Origin of the sequence: Rahnella perminowiae (genome assembly GCF_019049755.1) — a bacterium.
Lineage (GTDB): Bacteria > Pseudomonadota > Gammaproteobacteria > Enterobacterales > Enterobacteriaceae > Rahnella > Rahnella perminowiae.
The window spans coordinates 25,523-42,370 of the sequence record NZ_JAFMOS010000642.1 but is presented as its reverse complement, the minus strand read 5'-3'; the positions used below and the strand labels follow the sequence as shown (position 1 = coordinate 42,370).

General features: G+C 53.4%; 15 protein-coding genes. 12 read left to right on the top strand and 3 right to left on the bottom strand.

What is annotated here, in order from left to right; translation table 11 throughout:
- Positions 1-14 precede the first annotated feature (14 nt).
- Entirely contained in the window at positions 15-782 is a 768-nt protein-coding gene (gene mlaA / locus J1785_RS25450) for a phospholipid-binding lipoprotein MlaA (protein ID WP_129952280.1), read from the top strand.
- A gap of 67 nt (positions 783-849) precedes the next feature.
- On the opposite strand, the gene fadL is transcribed toward mlaA, so the two are convergent.
- Positions 850-2,127: a long-chain fatty acid transporter FadL gene (fadL, locus tag J1785_RS25445; RefSeq protein ID WP_129952281.1), complete on the bottom strand. Its 1,278-nt coding sequence runs from the start codon at positions 2,125-2,127 to the stop codon at positions 850-852.
- Positions 2,128-2,544: 417 nt separating this feature from the next.
- Between fadL and J1785_RS25440 the strand changes: the two genes are divergently transcribed.
- The 4 genes from J1785_RS25440 (at position 2,545) to sixA (ending at position 7,621) form a co-directional block, all read left to right on the top strand.
- A complete protein-coding gene (locus J1785_RS25440; protein ID WP_129952282.1) occupies positions 2,545-2,877 on the top strand; it encodes a YfcZ/YiiS family protein in 333 nt (110 codons plus the stop codon).
- A gap of 331 nt (positions 2,878-3,208) precedes the next feature.
- Positions 3,209-4,522 carry an acetyl-CoA C-acyltransferase FadI gene (fadI, locus tag J1785_RS25435; RefSeq protein WP_217220994.1) on the top strand — a complete coding sequence of 438 codons (1,314 nt, stop codon included), beginning with the start codon at positions 3,209-3,211 and terminating at the stop codon, positions 4,520-4,522.
- Positions 4,519-6,720, top strand: a complete 2,202-nt coding sequence (gene fadJ, locus J1785_RS25430; RefSeq protein ID WP_217220993.1) for a fatty acid oxidation complex subunit alpha FadJ — start codon at positions 4,519-4,521, stop codon at positions 6,718-6,720. Before fadI ends, fadJ begins: the two co-directional genes overlap by 4 nt.
- A 412-nt stretch (positions 6,721-7,132) precedes the next feature.
- Positions 7,133-7,621, top strand: a complete 489-nt coding sequence (sixA, locus tag J1785_RS25425; RefSeq protein WP_129991746.1) for a phosphohistidine phosphatase SixA — start codon at positions 7,133-7,135, stop codon at positions 7,619-7,621.
- Positions 7,622-7,831: 210 nt separating this feature from the next.
- On the opposite strand, the gene smrB is transcribed toward sixA, so the two are convergent.
- Positions 7,832-8,371 carry an endonuclease SmrB gene (gene smrB / locus J1785_RS25420; RefSeq protein WP_129952776.1) on the bottom strand — a complete coding sequence of 180 codons (540 nt, stop codon included), beginning with the start codon at positions 8,369-8,371 and terminating at the stop codon, positions 7,832-7,834.
- Between the two features lie 203 nt (positions 8,372-8,574).
- Here smrB and prmB point away from each other — a divergent pair, with 203 nt between their 5' ends.
- From prmB to J1785_RS25390, 6 genes are all read left to right on the top strand, one after another.
- Positions 8,575-9,507, top strand: coding sequence for a 50S ribosomal protein L3 N(5)-glutamine methyltransferase (gene prmB, locus J1785_RS25415; protein WP_129991747.1), 933 nt, complete (start codon positions 8,575-8,577; stop codon positions 9,505-9,507).
- 73 nt (positions 9,508-9,580) lie between these two features.
- Positions 9,581-10,666: a chorismate synthase gene (gene aroC, locus J1785_RS25410; protein WP_217139014.1), complete on the top strand. Its 1,086-nt coding sequence runs from the start codon at positions 9,581-9,583 to the stop codon at positions 10,664-10,666.
- An 8-nt stretch (positions 10,667-10,674) separates the two neighbouring features.
- Entirely contained in the window at positions 10,675-11,526 is an 852-nt protein-coding gene (mepA, locus tag J1785_RS25405; protein ID WP_165383708.1) for a penicillin-insensitive murein endopeptidase, read from the top strand.
- A 45-nt stretch (positions 11,527-11,571) separates the two neighbouring features.
- Entirely contained in the window at positions 11,572-12,372 is an 801-nt protein-coding gene (locus J1785_RS25400) for a sulfite exporter TauE/SafE family protein (protein ID WP_217220992.1), read from the top strand.
- Between the two features lie 97 nt (positions 12,373-12,469).
- Positions 12,470-13,027, top strand: a complete 558-nt coding sequence (locus tag J1785_RS25395) for an elongation factor P hydroxylase (RefSeq protein WP_129952289.1) — start codon at positions 12,470-12,472, stop codon at positions 13,025-13,027.
- Positions 13,028-13,059: 32 nt separating this feature from the next.
- Positions 13,060-13,341, top strand: a complete 282-nt coding sequence (locus J1785_RS25390; RefSeq protein ID WP_129952290.1) for a YfcL family protein — start codon at positions 13,060-13,062, stop codon at positions 13,339-13,341.
- A 71-nt stretch (positions 13,342-13,412) separates the two neighbouring features.
- On the opposite strand, the gene mnmC is transcribed toward J1785_RS25390, so the two are convergent.
- Entirely contained in the window at positions 13,413-15,443 is a 2,031-nt protein-coding gene (gene mnmC / locus J1785_RS25385) for a bifunctional tRNA (5-methylaminomethyl-2-thiouridine)(34)-methyltransferase MnmC2/FAD-dependent 5-carboxymethylaminomethyl-2-thiouridine(34) oxidoreductase MnmC1 (RefSeq protein ID WP_217220991.1), read from the bottom strand.
- Between the two features lie 169 nt (positions 15,444-15,612).
- On the opposite strand from mnmC, the gene fabB reads away from it, so the two are divergent.
- A complete protein-coding gene (fabB, locus tag J1785_RS25380) occupies positions 15,613-16,833 on the top strand; it encodes a beta-ketoacyl-ACP synthase I (protein ID WP_129952292.1) in 1,221 nt (406 codons plus the stop codon).
- The last annotated feature ends 15 nt before the right edge of the window (positions 16,834-16,848 follow it).

Sequence of the window (16,848 nt, the reverse complement as noted above, 5' to 3'; positions counted from 1 at the left end):
ACAGGGAGATATCCATGAACTTACGCCTGACTGGGCTGGCGTTTGCAACAGTTTTACTGGTCGGTTGTGCCGGCACGTCCGGATCATCGGACAGCGAACAGCAGGGACGTTCTGATCCGCTCGAAGGTTTCAACCGGGTGATGTTCGATTTCAACTATAACTATATGGATCCGTACCTGGTGCGGCCTGTGGCGGTAGCCTGGCGTGATTATGTGCCACAACCGGCGCGTAACGGCACCAGTAACTTCCTGAGCAATCTGGATGAACCGGCCAGCATGGTTAACTCCCTGCTGAAAGGTGATCCGTACCGTGCGGCAATCCACTTCAACCGCTTCTTCCTGAACACGATTTTAGGGATGGGCGGTCTGATCGATGTTGCCGGAATGGCGAACCCGAAACTGGCGCGTGAAGAGGCGCAGGGCTTCGGCAGCACACTGGGTCATTACGGCGTCGGCTACGGTCCGTATGTGGTTCTGCCAGGTTACGGCAGCGCGACCGTCCGTGACGAAGGTGGCGACCTGGTTGATGATTTGTATCCGATGCTCAGCTATCTGACCTTCTGGATGTCAGCCGGTAAATGGGTACTGGAAGGGGTGGAAACCCGTGCGGAACTGCTCGATTCTGATGGCCTGATCCGTAACTCTTCGGATCCGTATCTGTTTATACGTGAGGCTTACTTCCAGCGTCATGATTTCCTGGCAAGAGGCGGTCAGCTGACGCCACAGGAAAATCCGAACGCGGCACTGATTCAGGGCGACCTGAAAGATATCGACTCGGAATAACCGTTCCGGACACACAAAAAAAGCGCCTTCCGGCGCTTTTTTCATATCAGGCGTATCACTCAGTTCATCAGAAGCTGTAGTTAAAGTTCGCGCCGTACAGCATGGCGGTCCCTTTGGCCTGGTATTCGTAATTCGGTACACCGTTAGCGACTTTCTCACTGATATTCACGGTCTGACCATGCATATAGGAGACACCCACATCCACAGACGCGTCTTTATTGAAGGCGTAAGTCGTACCGGCGGAAACCCAGAAGCGGTCCTGATCCGGAATAGAAATGGTGCGGTTATCTGCCGGAACCGGGCTGTCATCGAAGGCGATACCGGTACGGAACGTCCAGTTATCGTCGTAGTAATAGGTGGTACCCAACGCGATGCGGTAAGCATCATGATAACCTTCGTCTTTCTGGAACAGCGTCTGGCCGTTAGAACCGGTCGCTTTCAGCTCCTGGAACTGGCTCCAGCTGGTGTAAGCCAGGCTGTAGTGAATCGCCCATTTTGGTGCCACGCGGTTATAACCGGACAATTCCCACATTTCAGGCAAGTTCAGGGTCAGGGATCCCGGCACGGTCTGGCCACCCGTTCCGCCTAACGCTTTCGGAATGCCGTTACGGTATTCGCCGTCGAAGTCAATTTTCACTTCAGAACGGTAGGTGAAGCCGTAGCGGTTATTATCATCCACTTCATACAGGATACCGGCGTTCCAGCCGTAACCCCACTCATTGCCTTTCAGCTTGGCGGCTTCCGTATCCGCAGGCAGCAGACCGCCGGTTTGAATCGGCACCAGTTCACCGGCAGTACGGCGAATTTTCGCTTTCGCGTAAACGGCATCGAAGCCCAGGCCGAAGCTGAAATGCTGGTTCAAACGGTAAGCAACACTTAAGTTAGTGTTAACGGTGGTAAGGTCAGTTTCACCGCCGATCGGGCCAGCCGGATAATTATCGCTGAACTCAGTCGCCAGACCGTAGTTTGACGTAGCCGATGCACCGACCGCCCATTGATCATTGAGTGGCATAATAAAGTGGATATTAGGCACCCACTGATTCGGCGCAATGTTATCCGCATCAGTGCTCCTGCCTGTAACCGGCGAGTTGCCTGTTACTTTGACATCCGGGTCGACATAAATCGCACCCGCTGAGAAAGAGGGACGATCAAACATGGTCATGGTTGCCGGGTTACGGCTGCCGGATGCGGCAGTATCAGCGATGGCACCTTCACCCGAGAAAGAGCGGCCTAACCCCGCAGCGGTATATTCATTTAACTGAAAACCTGCTGCATAAACGTTGGAGGAAACAATTGCCACTGCAGCTGCCAGAGCAGATCTTTTAAACAGGTTTTTCTGGTTCATGACCAAAACCTCAATTTTATGTTTTTTATCAAACAATGTTACATCAAGTAACAATGAGCGCGGGATTGTAGGGTCCGTTATCAGTCTGACAAATCAGACCAGTGAGCGAAGTATAGGTCTGACCTGTGGTGTAGTTGCAATAATGTTTCATAGATATTTCTTATTTGATGCAAGAAATTGGATCCACTTAACAAAAAACAAACAATAAAAGTTCAATTAAGAAACGTTAAAGTGAGAACAGTGACGAAGTTATAAACGATTACTTACATATACGTGATCTGGATCACCTGAAAGGCACATAATAAGTAAGCACTAGTGTGTTGTCAGAACGGTGGCGTAAAATACAGGCTGGAAATAAAACCTTATTCGCAATCAGGCCAGACGGTGGACGTTGCCGCTGATGCCGGGGAGAAAATTATGTCTGACGTAACCATGTCCTCTAAATCCACCCAACCTCTGCATTCCATCAACAAATGTGGTGCGGAAGAAACCGCAGCCTGCTGCTGTGTCGATGTCGGAACCATCATGGACAATACGGATTGCACCGCTTCTTACAGCCGTGTTTTTGAAACCGAAGCTCAGGCGAACGAAACCCTGCAAGCCCTGACCGAACGCGCACGCGGCGTTGAATCTGAGCCATGTGAAATCAACAGCCGTATCGAAAAAGTGGATGGCGGCGTCGAACTGAATATCGATTTCACATTTAGCTGCCAGGCTGAAACGATGATCTTCCAGTTAGGCTTGAGATAATCCCCGTCATACTTTGAGCCGCAGATGCGTTGGCTGCACTCCGTAACCGAATTACTGATGTATATCAGTTCATCGGAATGGCATTGATTGCCGCGTGACTCATTCTGCGACTCAAATTATTGAGAGGAAGTTCTAAGTTGTCATACCGCTTAAATAAGCGGTATTTCTTTGTCTGCTATTTCTGCCTGCCGCCTTTCTTCTCATTCTTATTTCAGAAAAATTTGCTGTTGCTCGCACTTCACTCCCTTTCGCTTTGCCAAATGTAAATACATAGTTAAAACTGAGTTATCAGGTCTGACCTCTTAAGACCCTATTTTTCTCAGGAGCTTGTATGAATAAAGTCGTTCCACTGGTGACGCGTGAGGGCGATCGCATTGCGATTGTCGACGGCTTACGTACGCCGTTTGCTAAACAGGCCACCGCCTATCACGGCATTCCTGCTGTCGATCTCGGTAAAATGGTGGTCAGTGAGCTGCTGGCAAAAAGTGGGATTGACCCGAAGGACATCGACCAGCTGGTTTTCGGTCAGGTGGTCCAGATGCCGGAAGCGCCGAATATCGCCCGCGAAATTGTGCTCGGTACCGGCATGGATGTATCGACCGATGCCTATAGCGTCTCGCGTGCCTGTGCCACCAGTTTTCAGGCGGTTGCTAACGTGGCCGAAAGCATCATGAGCGGGATGGTGCAGGTCGGGATCGCGGGCGGAGCGGATTCTTCTTCGGTATTGCCGATAGGTGTCAGCAAACGACTGGCCCGCGCCCTGGTGGATGTTAATAAAGCACGTACGCTGTCGCAGCGTCTCTCCATTTTCAGCCAACTCAAACTGCGCGATTTGCTGCCGGTGCCGCCTGCTGTGGCTGAATATTCTACCGGTCTGCGCATGGGCGATACCGCAGAGCAGATGGCGAAAAGCCATAACATCAGCCGCGTGCAGCAGGATGAGCTGGCGCACCGTTCTCATACGCTGGCCGCGCAGGCATGGGAGCAGGGGTATTTAACCTCGCAGGTCATGGCCGCACAGGTTCCGCCTTACCGTGAAGTGCTGCAAAAAGATAACAACATCCGCCTGAATTCTGAAATCAGTCAGTATGCCAAATTGCGCCCGGCTTTCGACCGTAAACACGGTACCGTCACCGCCGCCACCAGCACGCCGCTGACGGATGGTGCCGCGGCGGTATTAATGATGAGCGAATCCCGCGCACGTGAACTGGGCCTTGAACCTCTCGGCTATCTGAAAAGTTTTGCGTTTGCCGCTATCGGCGTCTGGGAAGACATGCTTCTCGGGCCTGCCTACGCCACGCCGCTGGCGCTGGATCGCGCAGGGCTGACGCTGGACGATTTGGATCTGATCGATATGCATGAAGCGTTTGCTGCACAGACGCTGGCGAATATCAAAATGTTAGCCAGTGATGAGTTCGCCCGTGAAAAACTTGGCCGTAGTCAGGCTGTAGGCGAAATAGACTGGGATAAATTCAATGTTCTGGGCGGTTCACTGGCCTACGGGCATCCTTTTGCGGCAACCGGCGCACGAATGATTACCCAGACGCTGCATGAATTACGTCGTCGTGGCGGGAAATATGGGCTGACCACTGCCTGTGCCGCTGGCGGCTTAGGCGCAGCAATGATCCTGGAGGCCGCGCAATGAGAGAACCTATGGAAAACCTGAATCCGGCAGACACTCAAGCAACCGAACCGGTCTCTGCTTTTTCACTGATATTTACCACGGAACATGTGGGGATTATCACCATCGATGTTCCCGGCGAAAAAGTGAATACCTTAAAGGCTGAATTTGCTCAGCAAATCAGCGCTATTTTGCACAAAGCACAGCAGTATCCCGGTCTGAAAGGTCTGGTGCTCATTTCGGGCAAAACAGATTCATTCATTGCCGGTGCGGATATCACTATGATTTCGGGCTGTCAGACAGCCGTCCAGGCCAGTGAACTGGCGCAAAAAGGCCAGACGGTGATGGCTCAAATCGCCTCGTTTTCTGTGCCGGTGGTGGCCGCTATTCATGGTGCCTGTCTCGGCGGTGGTCTGGAACTGGCGCTGGCGTGCCATGCCCGTGTGTGTTCGCTGGATGAAAAAACTCAGCTCGGCCTGCCGGAAGTACAGCTGGGTTTACTGCCGGGGTCCGGCGGTACGCAGCGGCTTCCGCGGCTTATCGGCGCGCCGAAAGCGCTGGATATGATGCTGACAGGTCGCAGTATTCGCGCGAAACAGGCGCTGAAAATGGGGCTGGTGGATGACGCAGTGCCCTATTCTATTTTGCTGCAAACGGCGCTGGAACGTGTGGCGAAAGGGCGTAAATCACGTCCGCCATTGCCGTGGCAGGCGCGTCTGGCCGGTGGGCCGGTGGGCAAAAGTTTGCTGTTTCATTTTGTGCGTAAACAGACATGGGCGAAAACACACGGCAATTATCCGGCCACCACAAAAATCATCGATGTGGTAAAAACCGGGCTGGACCAAGGCAGCGGTATCGGCTACCAGGCGGAAGCCAAAGCTTTTGGCGAACTGGTGATGACATCAGAATCGGCGGCATTACGCGGCCTGTTTTTCGCCTCCACCGCGCTGAAAAAAGAAAAGGGCGGTGATGCAGAACCTTTGCCGGTACGCCGTGTGGGCATTCTCGGTGGTGGCCTGATGGGGGGAGGTATCGCTTATGTGACTGCCACCAAAGCCGGACTGCCGGTACGTATTAAAGACATTAATCACGACGGTATCCGCCATGCGCTGAAATACAGCTGGGATTTGCTGGAGAAAAAGCTGCGCAGCCGGAGGCTGACCCGCAGCGAACAGCAACGTCAGATGCTGCTGATTTCCGGTACTACCGGTTACAGCGGTTTTGCGCAGGCTGATATTGTGGTGGAAGCGGTATTTGAGGATTTATCGCTCAAACAGGCGATGGTGGCGGAAATAGAGCAAAACGCCGCACCGCACACGATTTTTGCATCAAACACCTCTTCTTTGCCCATTCAGAAGATTGCAGAGCGGGCTGACCGGCCGGAACAGGTGATCGGGCTGCATTATTTCAGCCCGGTCGATAAAATGCCATTGGTTGAAGTCATCCCGCATGCGGGCACCAGTGCACAGACTATTTCAACCACGGTTTCGCTTGCCAGGAAACAGGGGAAAACGGCCATTGTGGTAGGTGACAGCGCCGGATTCTATGTAAATCGTATTCTTGCGCCTTACATCAATGAAGCTGCGCGTTGCTTACTGGGCGGTGAACCGGTCGATCATATTGATAAAGCGCTGGTGAATTTTGGTTTCCCGGTCGGCCCGATCCAGCTGCTGGATGAGGTCGGTATTGATGTCGGCACGAAAATTGGTCCGATACTGATTGATGCTTTTGGTGAGCGTTTTGCCGCTCCTGCCGGTTTTGATGCGGTGCTTAAAGATGACCGTAAAGGCCGTAAAAATGGCAAAGGTTTCTACCTTTACGGGCAGAAAGGGCGGACGGCGAAGAGAAAACAGGTCGACCCGGCGATTTATCGTCTGCTGAATGTCACGCCAAAAGCGCAGCAGTCAGAAGATGGGATTGCACAACGCTGCGTGATGCTGATGCTCAACGAAGCGGTGCGTTGTCTGGACGAAAAAGTCATCCGCAGTGCGCGCGATGGTGATCTTGGCGCTGTGTTCGGAATAGGTTTTCCGCCCTTCCGGGGGGGACCGTTCCGTTACATAGACCAGCTTGGCAGCGCCACTGTGGTGAAAATACTGGAGCAACTGGCGCAGCAGTACGGCGAGCATTTCACGCCATGCGAAGGGTTAATACGACGGGCGCAGCAGGGTGAACGGTTCTGTTCAGGTAACAGGGCGGGCGAAAAGGTCAGTGAAGTGTGATTGTGATCACTGCTTATTGCTGAGTTTCGCGAGAATCTGGAACAGATCCTGCTTAAAGCCAGGTACATGCCGGGGATCATTTTTATGGTGAGAATAACTTTGTACAGAAACAATCCCAAACGATTGATCTACAACCTGAGTGGTTAAATAATCGCCTGAATGGTTTACAAGCGGTAAGGGTTGGTGTAAAAAACAGCGTTTTATTTACGTGAAGTTTCAGGCAAAATGCCCGACCGCTGATGCTCATCATGCAGGGCATGTGGGCACAGCGTGTTAAGTGGATGTAATGCCTGACAGCTATCTTGTAATGAAAAACTTCAATCTGACAGTGATTGAAATGCTGGGCAATGGGTAATACAGCACGCAAGGCGTTTCTGTATAGCGCTATTTTTGTTAACAAAAGCGGTGCAATATGCAAGTTGTAATTATGCGTCACGGTGATGCGGTTCTCGAAGCTGCCAGCGACTCAGTTCGCCCGTTAAGCGAATGCGGATGTGACGAATCAGTACATATGGCTGCCTGGCTGAATGGCCGTGGCATCAAAATTGACCGCATTCTGGTCAGCCCGTACCTGCGTGCGCAGCAGACGCTCGAAAAAGTGCGCCAGTGTCTGGCGCTGCCCGGAAATGTTGAGATTGATATTCTCAAGGAACTGACACCGGGCGGAGATCCTGCTCTGGTCGCCAGTGAACTGCAGCATCTGGCACTGACCGGCGTCAACGCGGTACTGGTGGTGTCGCATCTGCCGCTGGTCGGTTATCTGGTAGCAGAACTGTGTCCGGGCGTTTGCCCGCCAATGTTCGCCACTTCCGCGATGGCAAGTGTTGAACTGAACGGCGAAACCGGGCAAGGTACCTTTGACTGGCAATTCAGCCCATGCCAGGTGATGGCTAAGGTCTAATCCCGTTTATTCATCATACTTCGAGCCGCAGATGCATTGGCTGCGATAAATTACCCGGATCACTTACCTGAGTAAGCTTATCGGGATAATTTTTCTTGCCGCCTTGCTGCAACTCGAATTATTTAGAGTAAGGCTTCGGTGAACAGCGCCAGACAAAAGAAAGGCACAGCTCCGGCTGTGCCTTTCTCGTTTATGAAGGTGGGGAGGAAGTCAGCTGATTTTATCGTCCAGCTCAACCAGTACCAGCAAAGCGGCGCTGCCACCCAGTTCTTTAGGAGCCTGATGGAAAGCCTCGACGTCCGGATGCTGTGCCAGCCACAACGGGGTTTGTTGCTTGAGGATATGTTTGCCGTGACCGTGCATCACACAGGCGCAATGTACATGTTCACGGCGGCAGGCTGCGATCAGCGCGCCCAGTTCCTGTTTGGCTTCTCTCTGCGTTAAACCGTGTAAATCCAGAAACAGCTCGGGCGAATAATCGCCGCGACGCAATTTTTTCAATTCAAAATGACTGACATCTGGCCGGATATGGCGAACCGGGCCTTCTTCCTGCAACATTGGCTGGAATTCATCAGAAAAGTAATAGCTCGCGTCCACCTGCTCCTGAATCAGCTTTTTAGGCGACAGGGTGACCAGCTTTTTTCGCGGCGGGCGGTGAGTAATCGTATCGTTTTTCAGGCGCTTGATGCCCGGAACAGCCTCGCGGAATAACGCCGCTTCCTCGGGGCTGAGCAGGTGTTTTTTCTTCATCTTTTTATCGTCATTATCGCTCAATACAGACAGTGTACCTTCCGTCACCCTGCGGTTTAAAGAAAACTCAGGGTTAAATTCTTCGGGACATCGCGCAAGTGCGTTGACTAGCTGCTGATTTGTGGCGGGCTTCGTGGCAAACTATGCGGCAAATAATGGGTTAAACGTCTGTTAAAAACCCGTGCACTGCCTGGAGAATAAAATTGGACAAAATTTTCGTCGACGAAGCTGTCAGTGAGCTGCATACCATTCAGGATATGCTGCGCTGGACCGTCAGCCGCCTGAACGCGGCCAATGTCTATTACGGTCACGGCACCGATAACCCGTGGGACGAAGCCGTGCAACTGGTTCTGCCAAGCGTGTTTTTACCGCTGGACATCCCTGAAGATATGCACACCGCACGCCTGACATCCAGCGAGCGCCACCGCATTGTTGAGCGTGTGATCCGCCGCGTCAACGAGCGGGTGCCGGTGGCCTATCTGACCAACAAAGCCTGGTTCTGCGACATGGAATTCTATGTCGATGAACGCGTACTGGTGCCACGTTCGCCTATTGGCGAGCTGATCAGCAACCGTTTCTCCGGCATTCTGAACGAACAGCCGCAGCACATTCTTGATATGTGTACCGGCAGCGGATGCATTGCTATTGCCTGTGCTTATGCGTTCCCTGAAACCGAAGTTGACGCTGTCGACATTTCTGCCGATGCGCTGGCGGTGGCTGAGCGCAATATCGACACACACGGCATTGAAAACTGGGTCACGCCCATCCGCTCCGACCTGTTCCGTGAATTGCCGGCCTTGCAATATGACCTGATTGTCACCAATCCGCCGTACGTGGACGAAGAAGACATGTCTGATCTGCCGCAGGAATACCGCCACGAGCCGGTTCTGGGGCTGGCTTCCGGCAGCGACGGTCTGAAACTGACCCGCCGTATTCTGGCCTGTGCACCCGATTACCTGACCGATAACGGCGTGCTGATCTGCGAAGTGGGCAACAGCATGGTACATCTGATGGATCAGTATCCTGAGATCCCGTTCACCTGGCTGGAGTTTGAAAACGGTGGTGACGGCGTCTTTATGCTGACCAAACAGCAACTTCTCGATTGCGCCGAAGAATTCCGCGCATACAAAGACTAATTCACTTTGACAATAATGACCGGCATTGCGCCGGTCATTGAGCATCCATCAACATAATGGTTAAGGAGCCGTGATGGCAGGGAACAGTATTGGGCAGTTTTTCCGCGTCACCACTTTTGGCGAATCCCACGGTGTGGCACTGGGCTGTATTATTGACGGTGTACCGCCGGGTATTGCCCTGACCGAAGCTGATCTGCAACACGATCTCGACCGTCGTCGTCCGGGCACTTCGCGTTACACCACACAGCGCCGTGAAGCTGATGAAGTAAAAATTCTTTCAGGTGTGTTTGAAGGCGTCACTACCGGCACCAGCATCGGTCTGATTATCCAGAACACCGATCAGCGATCCCAGGATTACAGCGCAATCAAAGATGTGTTCCGCCCGGGACATGCCGATTATACCTACGAGCAAAAATATGGCGTGCGCGATTACCGTGGCGGCGGCCGTTCGTCTGCCCGCGAGACCGCGATGCGTGTGGCCGCTGGCGCGGTGGCTAAGAAATACCTGCTGGAGAAGTTCGGTGTCAAAGTACGCGGTTATATGTCGCAAATGGGTGATATCACCTGCGAGCTGAAAGACTGGGATCTGGTGGACACTAACCCGTTCTTCTGCCCGGATGAAAGCAAGCTGGAAGCGCTGGATGAGCTGATGCGCGCGCTGAAAAAAGAAGGTGATTCGATCGGTGCCAAAATCACTGTGGTGGCGGATCATGTGCCTGTCGGCCTGGGTGAGCCTGTGTTTGATCGTCTGGATGCGGATCTGGCGCATGCACTGATGAGCATTAATGCCGTGAAAGGTGTGGAAATCGGCGATGGTTTTGCGGTTGTCGCCAAACGTGGCAGTGAAAACCGGGACGAAATTACGCCGGGCGGTTTCGAAAGCAACCACGCGGGTGGGATTCTCGGCGGCATCAGCAGCGGCCAGCCGGTTATCGCCCATCTGGCACTGAAACCGACCTCGAGTATCACCGTACCGGGTCGTACGATTAACCGCGACGGTGAGCAGGTCGAGATGATCACCAAAGGGCGTCATGATCCGTGCGTCGGTATCCGTGCGGTACCGATTGCCGAAGCAATGATGGCGATCGTACTGATGGATCATTTACTGCGTCAGCGTGCTCAGAACGGCGACGTCCATTCCACCGTGCCACGCTGGTAATCTGTCCGATGAAACCTTTACGCACGTTCCCGGCGTTTCGTGCTGTTTGCGCCAGTCTTCTGGCGCTTGCACTTTGCGCACCTGCGATGGCGGCAACGCCGTGGCAGAAAATTACTCAGCCGATTTCCGGCACGCCGGAAGCGATTGGCAGTTATGCCAACGGTTGTCAGGTTGGTGCACAGCCCTTGCCGCTGAACTCTCCGGCCTATCAGGTGATGCGTACCGACCAGCGCCGCTATTTCGGCCAGCCTGATTTACTGGCATTTATCACCCGTCTGGGCACGCAGGCTCAACAAAAAGGACTGGGTACCCTGCTGGTCGGTGATATGGCGATGCCGGCTGGCGGGCGCTTCAGCAGTGGTCACGCCAGCCATCAGTCCGGGCTGGATGTGGATATCTGGCTGCAACTGCCGCGTCAGCGCTGGAGCGAACAGATGTTGCTCAGGCCGCAGCCTATCGATCTGGTCAGCGCCAACGGTAAATCCATTGTGCCCTCTCAGTGGCAGCCACGGATCGAAACGCTGATCAAAATGGCAGCACAGGATAAAGATGTGGTGCGGATCTTCGTCAATCCGGCTATCAAACAACAGCTCTGTCTTGATGCAGGAACGGATCGCGAATGGCTGCATAAGGTACGTCCGTGGTTTGGTCATCGCGCGCATATGCACGTTCGTCTGCGTTGCCCGGTAGGTAACCTCGAATGTGAGAATCAGGCACCACCGCCTGCGGGTGATGGTTGTGGCGCAGAGCTGCAAAGCTGGTTCCTGCCACCTAAGCCGGGCAGCGGAAACCCGGTGAAAAAAGAGCCCCCTCCGTTGCCGCCTTCTTGTCAGGCGTTGCTGGATAAACACGTTCTTTAACAGGTTTTACTTACTCTTCGCCACGCATAGCGAGCTGACAGAAAAATGGACTGGTTGATTGTTGCCCCGTGGGTTTTGGTTGTTTTATTTTTCGTTGCACTGTTTGCCGGTTTCATTGATTCCATTGCCGGTGGTGGCGGGCTGATCAGCCTGCCGGCGCTGCTTGCGGCAGGTGTGTCACCGGCACAGGCCATTGCGACCAATAAGCTGTCATCGATAGGCGGATCCTTCTCCGCCAGTCTTTACTTTGTACGGCGTGGTGTGGTGAATCTCAACGATCAAAAACTGAATATTGCCTGTACCTTTACGGGATCAGTGATCGGCGCGATCCTTATCCAGCATCTGCGCGCTGATATGTTACGTCAGGTTTTACCGCTGCTGATCATCTGCATTGGGTTGTATTTTTTGCTGACGCCGCGTCTGGGCGAAAGCGACCGGGCAAGGCGCTTAAATGCACTGCCGTATGCGCTGGTAGGCGGCGGTTGTGTCGGGTTCTACGATGGTTTTTTCGGTCCCGGTGCCGGTTCTTTTTACGCGCTGGCTTTTGTGACGTTATGCGGGTTTAATCTGGCAAAAGCCACGGCACATGCAAAAGTCCTGAATTTCACCTCCAACTTTGGCGGCCTGCTGTTTTTCATACTTGGCGGCAAAGTGGTGTGGGTGCTGGGATTTGTGATGATGACGGGGCAGTTTATCGGTGCACGTCTGGGCGCGCGGATGGTGCTGAGCAAAGGTCAGAAGATCATTCGTCCGATGGTGGTCATCGTTTCCGTGGTGATGAGCTGCAAGCTGATTTATGACAATCATGGCGCTGAAATCCAACAATGGATAAGCCTGCATTTATAATGGCAGGCGCTGCAAAATGCTTGCCTGAGGTCATGAAATCGGGTGTGTAAACAAGGGTATATTGTCGCCTTTCCCACTTACTGAGTTTTACCGTTTTATGTCAGATTCGACTGCAACACATAACTATCATCAACTGATCGACATTTTTGATTCCTGCTTCTTTGAGGAATTTAACGTTCGCCTGGTCAAAGGCGACGACGAGCCGATCTATTTGCCTGCTGATGAGCAGACCCCTTTTAACCGGATTGTGTTTGCACACGGTTATTATGCCAGCGGCATGCATGAAATTTCCCACTGGTGTGTGGCTGGCGCTGAGCGCCGCAAACGGGTGGATTTCGGTTACTGGTACTGCCCGGATGGCCGCGATGCGCAAACGCAAAGTGAATTCGAGAAAGTGGAAATCAAACCACAATCTTACGAATGGCTGTTCTGTGTGGCAGCCGGTTTTCGTTTCAACGTCAGTTGTGACAACCTGAGCGGCGATTGCGAACCTGACCGCGTGGGTTTTCAGAACAAAGTACGCGAAGAAGTGTTGCGTATGCTGGAACAGGGTATTCCTGAAAGACCGGCACGCTTTATTAAAGCGTTACAATCGTTTTACAATACGCCCCCATTGACGCCTGCAGATTTCCCTGCGTTGCAGCCGATCGAATAAGACCCCGAATACCTGTTACGAGAGGAAGAGTAATGATCGCAGAATTTGAAACGCGGATTTTAACGCTGATCGACGATATGGTCGAAAGCGCCAGTGACGACGAATTGTTTGCCAGTGGCTATCTGCGGGGCCATCTGACGGTCGCCGTGGCAGAAGCGGAAGAAAACGGTGAACACACTGCTGAAGCACTGAAAATCCGTGTTCAGGATGGCCTGGACAAAGCCATCAAAGCCGGTGAGTTGTCACCACGCGATCAGGCTTTAGTGCAGGGCATGTGGGAAAATCTGTATCAGGCTTCCCTGCCTCAGTTTTAGGGGACGCTATTTTGTGAAAAAGCGCAGCGACGGATTAACCGGCTGCGCTTTTTTATTGCCTCAGTGGCCGGTTAATGTGATTCGACCGGGCGGCCTTTCAGCAGTTTTCTGACCCACATCCGGTTTGGATTCAGCGCCGCCAGTGTATCGCTGTCGAGCGGCAATGGTTCACCGGCAATCTGTGCAGCCAGTATTTCTGCTCCCAGGGGGGCGGAGCTGAGGCCACGGGAGCCGAGCGCGCCAAACAGAAACAGGTTTTCATACACCGGCGCGTCTACAATCGGGCGATGGCGCTGAATATCCAGATCCAGTTTTTTATAGCTTTCCAGCAACGCGTCGTAATCGGACACCGAACCGATCATCGGCAGATGATCCCGCGTTGCACAACGCACGCCGTTCCTCGCCTCACCCTGACTGACATCCACCTCATGTGGCCATGGTTGTTCCGGCAGGCAGTTCAGCAGCCGCTGGCGATTTTCCTGCTGATCGTCTTCACGGTAATCCGTGCATTTATCCGCACGGTGATAGCTTGCGCCAATGCAATGATGCTGATTTTGCGGACTGACCGGGGTCATATAACCGTCATAACACAAGACCTGTTTAAGTTTGCTCAGTACAGGTGTGGTCGGAATATGCGAAACCTGACCGCTGACCGCGTAAACCGGCAGTTTTTCGGTCTGGCTGAAATCAGTGATGTCCGCGCCGTTGGCCAGGACAACGCCCTGATGACGGGCAACATGGCCATCGGCAAAGGTCAGCACCCACTGTGAATCTGCATCATAATTTAATGCGGTTGCGCGCTGGCGATAATGCACGGTTAAGCCCCGGGTTTCGGCAAGCGAAATCAGGGACGCGGTCAGTTCAGCCGGACACAGCCAGGCACCGAGCGGATAAGTTACGCCGCCGCTGCCGCACGGCAATCCGCATAGTGCTTCCACGTCTTCTTCACTCAATCCTGTTGCCAGTTCTCCCGGCCAGCCACCGTTAATGATGCCGTCAATTTTGCCCTGACTTTTTTCGTCATACCCGAGTTGCGTGACGCCACTCCAGCCGTGATCGAAAGATACATCCGCCTTTTCAAGTTGCGCATACTGGCGGCGGGCGAAAGTGAAAGCATGGGCAAAGAAGTTCTCCAGTGTATCGCCGCGGCCGTTGAGCAACGGATAAACCGCCCCCTGACGGTTGCCGGAAGCACCGAGTGCCGGTTTTTCATCGGCGCAATACAGCGTGACCGCAAAACCACGTCGAAGTAATGCCAGCGATAACACAGCACTGGCGACGCCGCCGCCGAGAAGGGCAAATTCAGTGACATTTTTCGCCGCCGGACGCACATACCACGGTGCGGGATGAGGTACGTCAATTCCTGCGGGCAGCACACCGGCTAACATATGTCGCTTTTCGCCGAACCCCGGTACCTTACTGATGTCAAAACCTGCGCTTTGCAATCCGCGGCGGACAAAACCCGCCACGGTGAAGGTGGCGAATGTACCCTGCGGTCGGGTCATTTTCGCCATTGAACGGAATAAATCCTCTGTCCACATGTCCGGATTTTTGGACGGGGCAAATCCGTCGAGAAACCAGGCGTCGATCTGTTGATTCATACTGGTGTCACATGCCGGAAGCAGGGTAGTGACATCGCCGAACCACAGGTCAAGCGTGATACGCCCGTCTGCGAGCAGCAGGCGGTGACAGCCGGGAAAGGGCATTGGCCATTGTTCGCAAAGTTGTGCCGAATACGCGGCCAGCTCGGGCCATTGTGTGTGTGCTGTCGCCAGATCACGGGCGGACAACGGAAATTTCTCGTAGCTGATGAAATGCAGACGTTGCAGCGTAGCGTCGGGCTGCGCTTCGCGGAATGTCCCGAAGGCTTGCCACAGCGACATAAAGTTCAGACCGGTGCCAAAACCGGTTTCGGCGATAATGCACAGCGGGCGAGGGTGACCGGCAAAACGTGCCGGAAAATGATTGCCATTGAGAAAAACATGTCGTGTTTCCAGCAGGCCGTTCTGATTGGAAAAATAGACGTCATCAAAATGTCGGGAAACAGGTGTACCCTGTTCGTTCCAGCTTAATTCTGCGGGCGTGATCGGGTTGTGGCTCACGTGAAACTCTCTCAGTTCAAGGCGATGCCGAAGTTTAACGCTGCCTTAGAACCCGCGCAAATTTACCACGATTTACACAAGGAATTGCTGATCGGACTTGTTCGGCGTACAACTGTACGCTAGAGTGCGTGACGAAATCCCAAATGGTGAATAGTACAAGAGGTATTAAATGAAACGTGCAGTGATTACTGGCCTGGGTATCATCTCGAGCATCGGTAACAACAAGCAGGAAGTTCTTGCATCTCTGCAGGAAGGTCGCTCTGGGATCACCTTCTCGCAAGAGCTGAAAGATGCCGGGATGCGTAGTCACGTCTGGGGTGATGTCAAATTAGACACCGCAGGCCTTATCGATCGTAAGATTGTGCGTTTCATGAGTGATGCCTCGATCTACGCTTACTTATCCATGCAACAGGCGATTGAAGACTCCGGTCTGACCCCTGAAATGGTATCCAACGAACGTACCGGCCTGATCGCAGGTTCCGGCGGCGGTTCTCCGCGCAATCAGGTCGCGGGCTCCGATGGTATGCGTGCCAAAGGCCTGCGCGGCGTAGGCCCTTACATGGTGACCAAAGCGATGGCTTCCGGCGTGTCTGCCTGCCTCGCAACACCGTTCAAAATTCGCGGCGTTAACTATTCCATCAGTTCTGCCTGCGCCACCTCTGCACACTGCATCGGTAACGCGGTAGAAATGATTCAGCTGGGCAAACAGGATGTGGTGTTTGCCGGTGGCGGTGAAGAACTGTGCTGGGAAATGGCGTGTGAATTTGACGCGATGGGCGCACTGTCCACCAGCTACAACGAAACGCCGGACAAAGCATCCCGTACCTACGACAAAGCGCGTGACGGTTTCGTTATCGCAGGTGGCGGCGGTATGGTTGTTGTCGAAGAGCTGGAACACGCTCTGGCACGTGGCGCGCATATCTATGCAGAAATCGTTGGCTACGGCGCAACATCTGACGGCGCAGATATGGTGGCTCCTTCTGGCGAAGGCGCAGTGCGTTGCATGAAAATGGCAATGAACGGTGTAGATACTCCAATCGATTACGTTAACGTTCATGGGACTTCTACCCCGGTCGGCGACGTTAAAGAACTGGGCGCTATCCGTGAAGTGTTCGGTGACAAAACGCCGGCGCTGTCTTCGACCAAAGCCATGACCGGTCACTCTCTGGGTGCCGCAGGCGTTCAGGAAGCGATCTACACCTTGCTGATGGCTGAATACGGCTTCATCGCGCCAAGCATCAACATCGAAAACCTTGATGAGCAGGCCGAAGGTATGGATATCATCACTCAGCCAACGCAGCGTGAACTGACGACGGTGATGTCTAACAGCTTCGGTTTCGGTGGCACCAACGCCACGCTGGTGATGCGTAAGCTGAAAAACGACAAATAATACTGTCCGTTAATG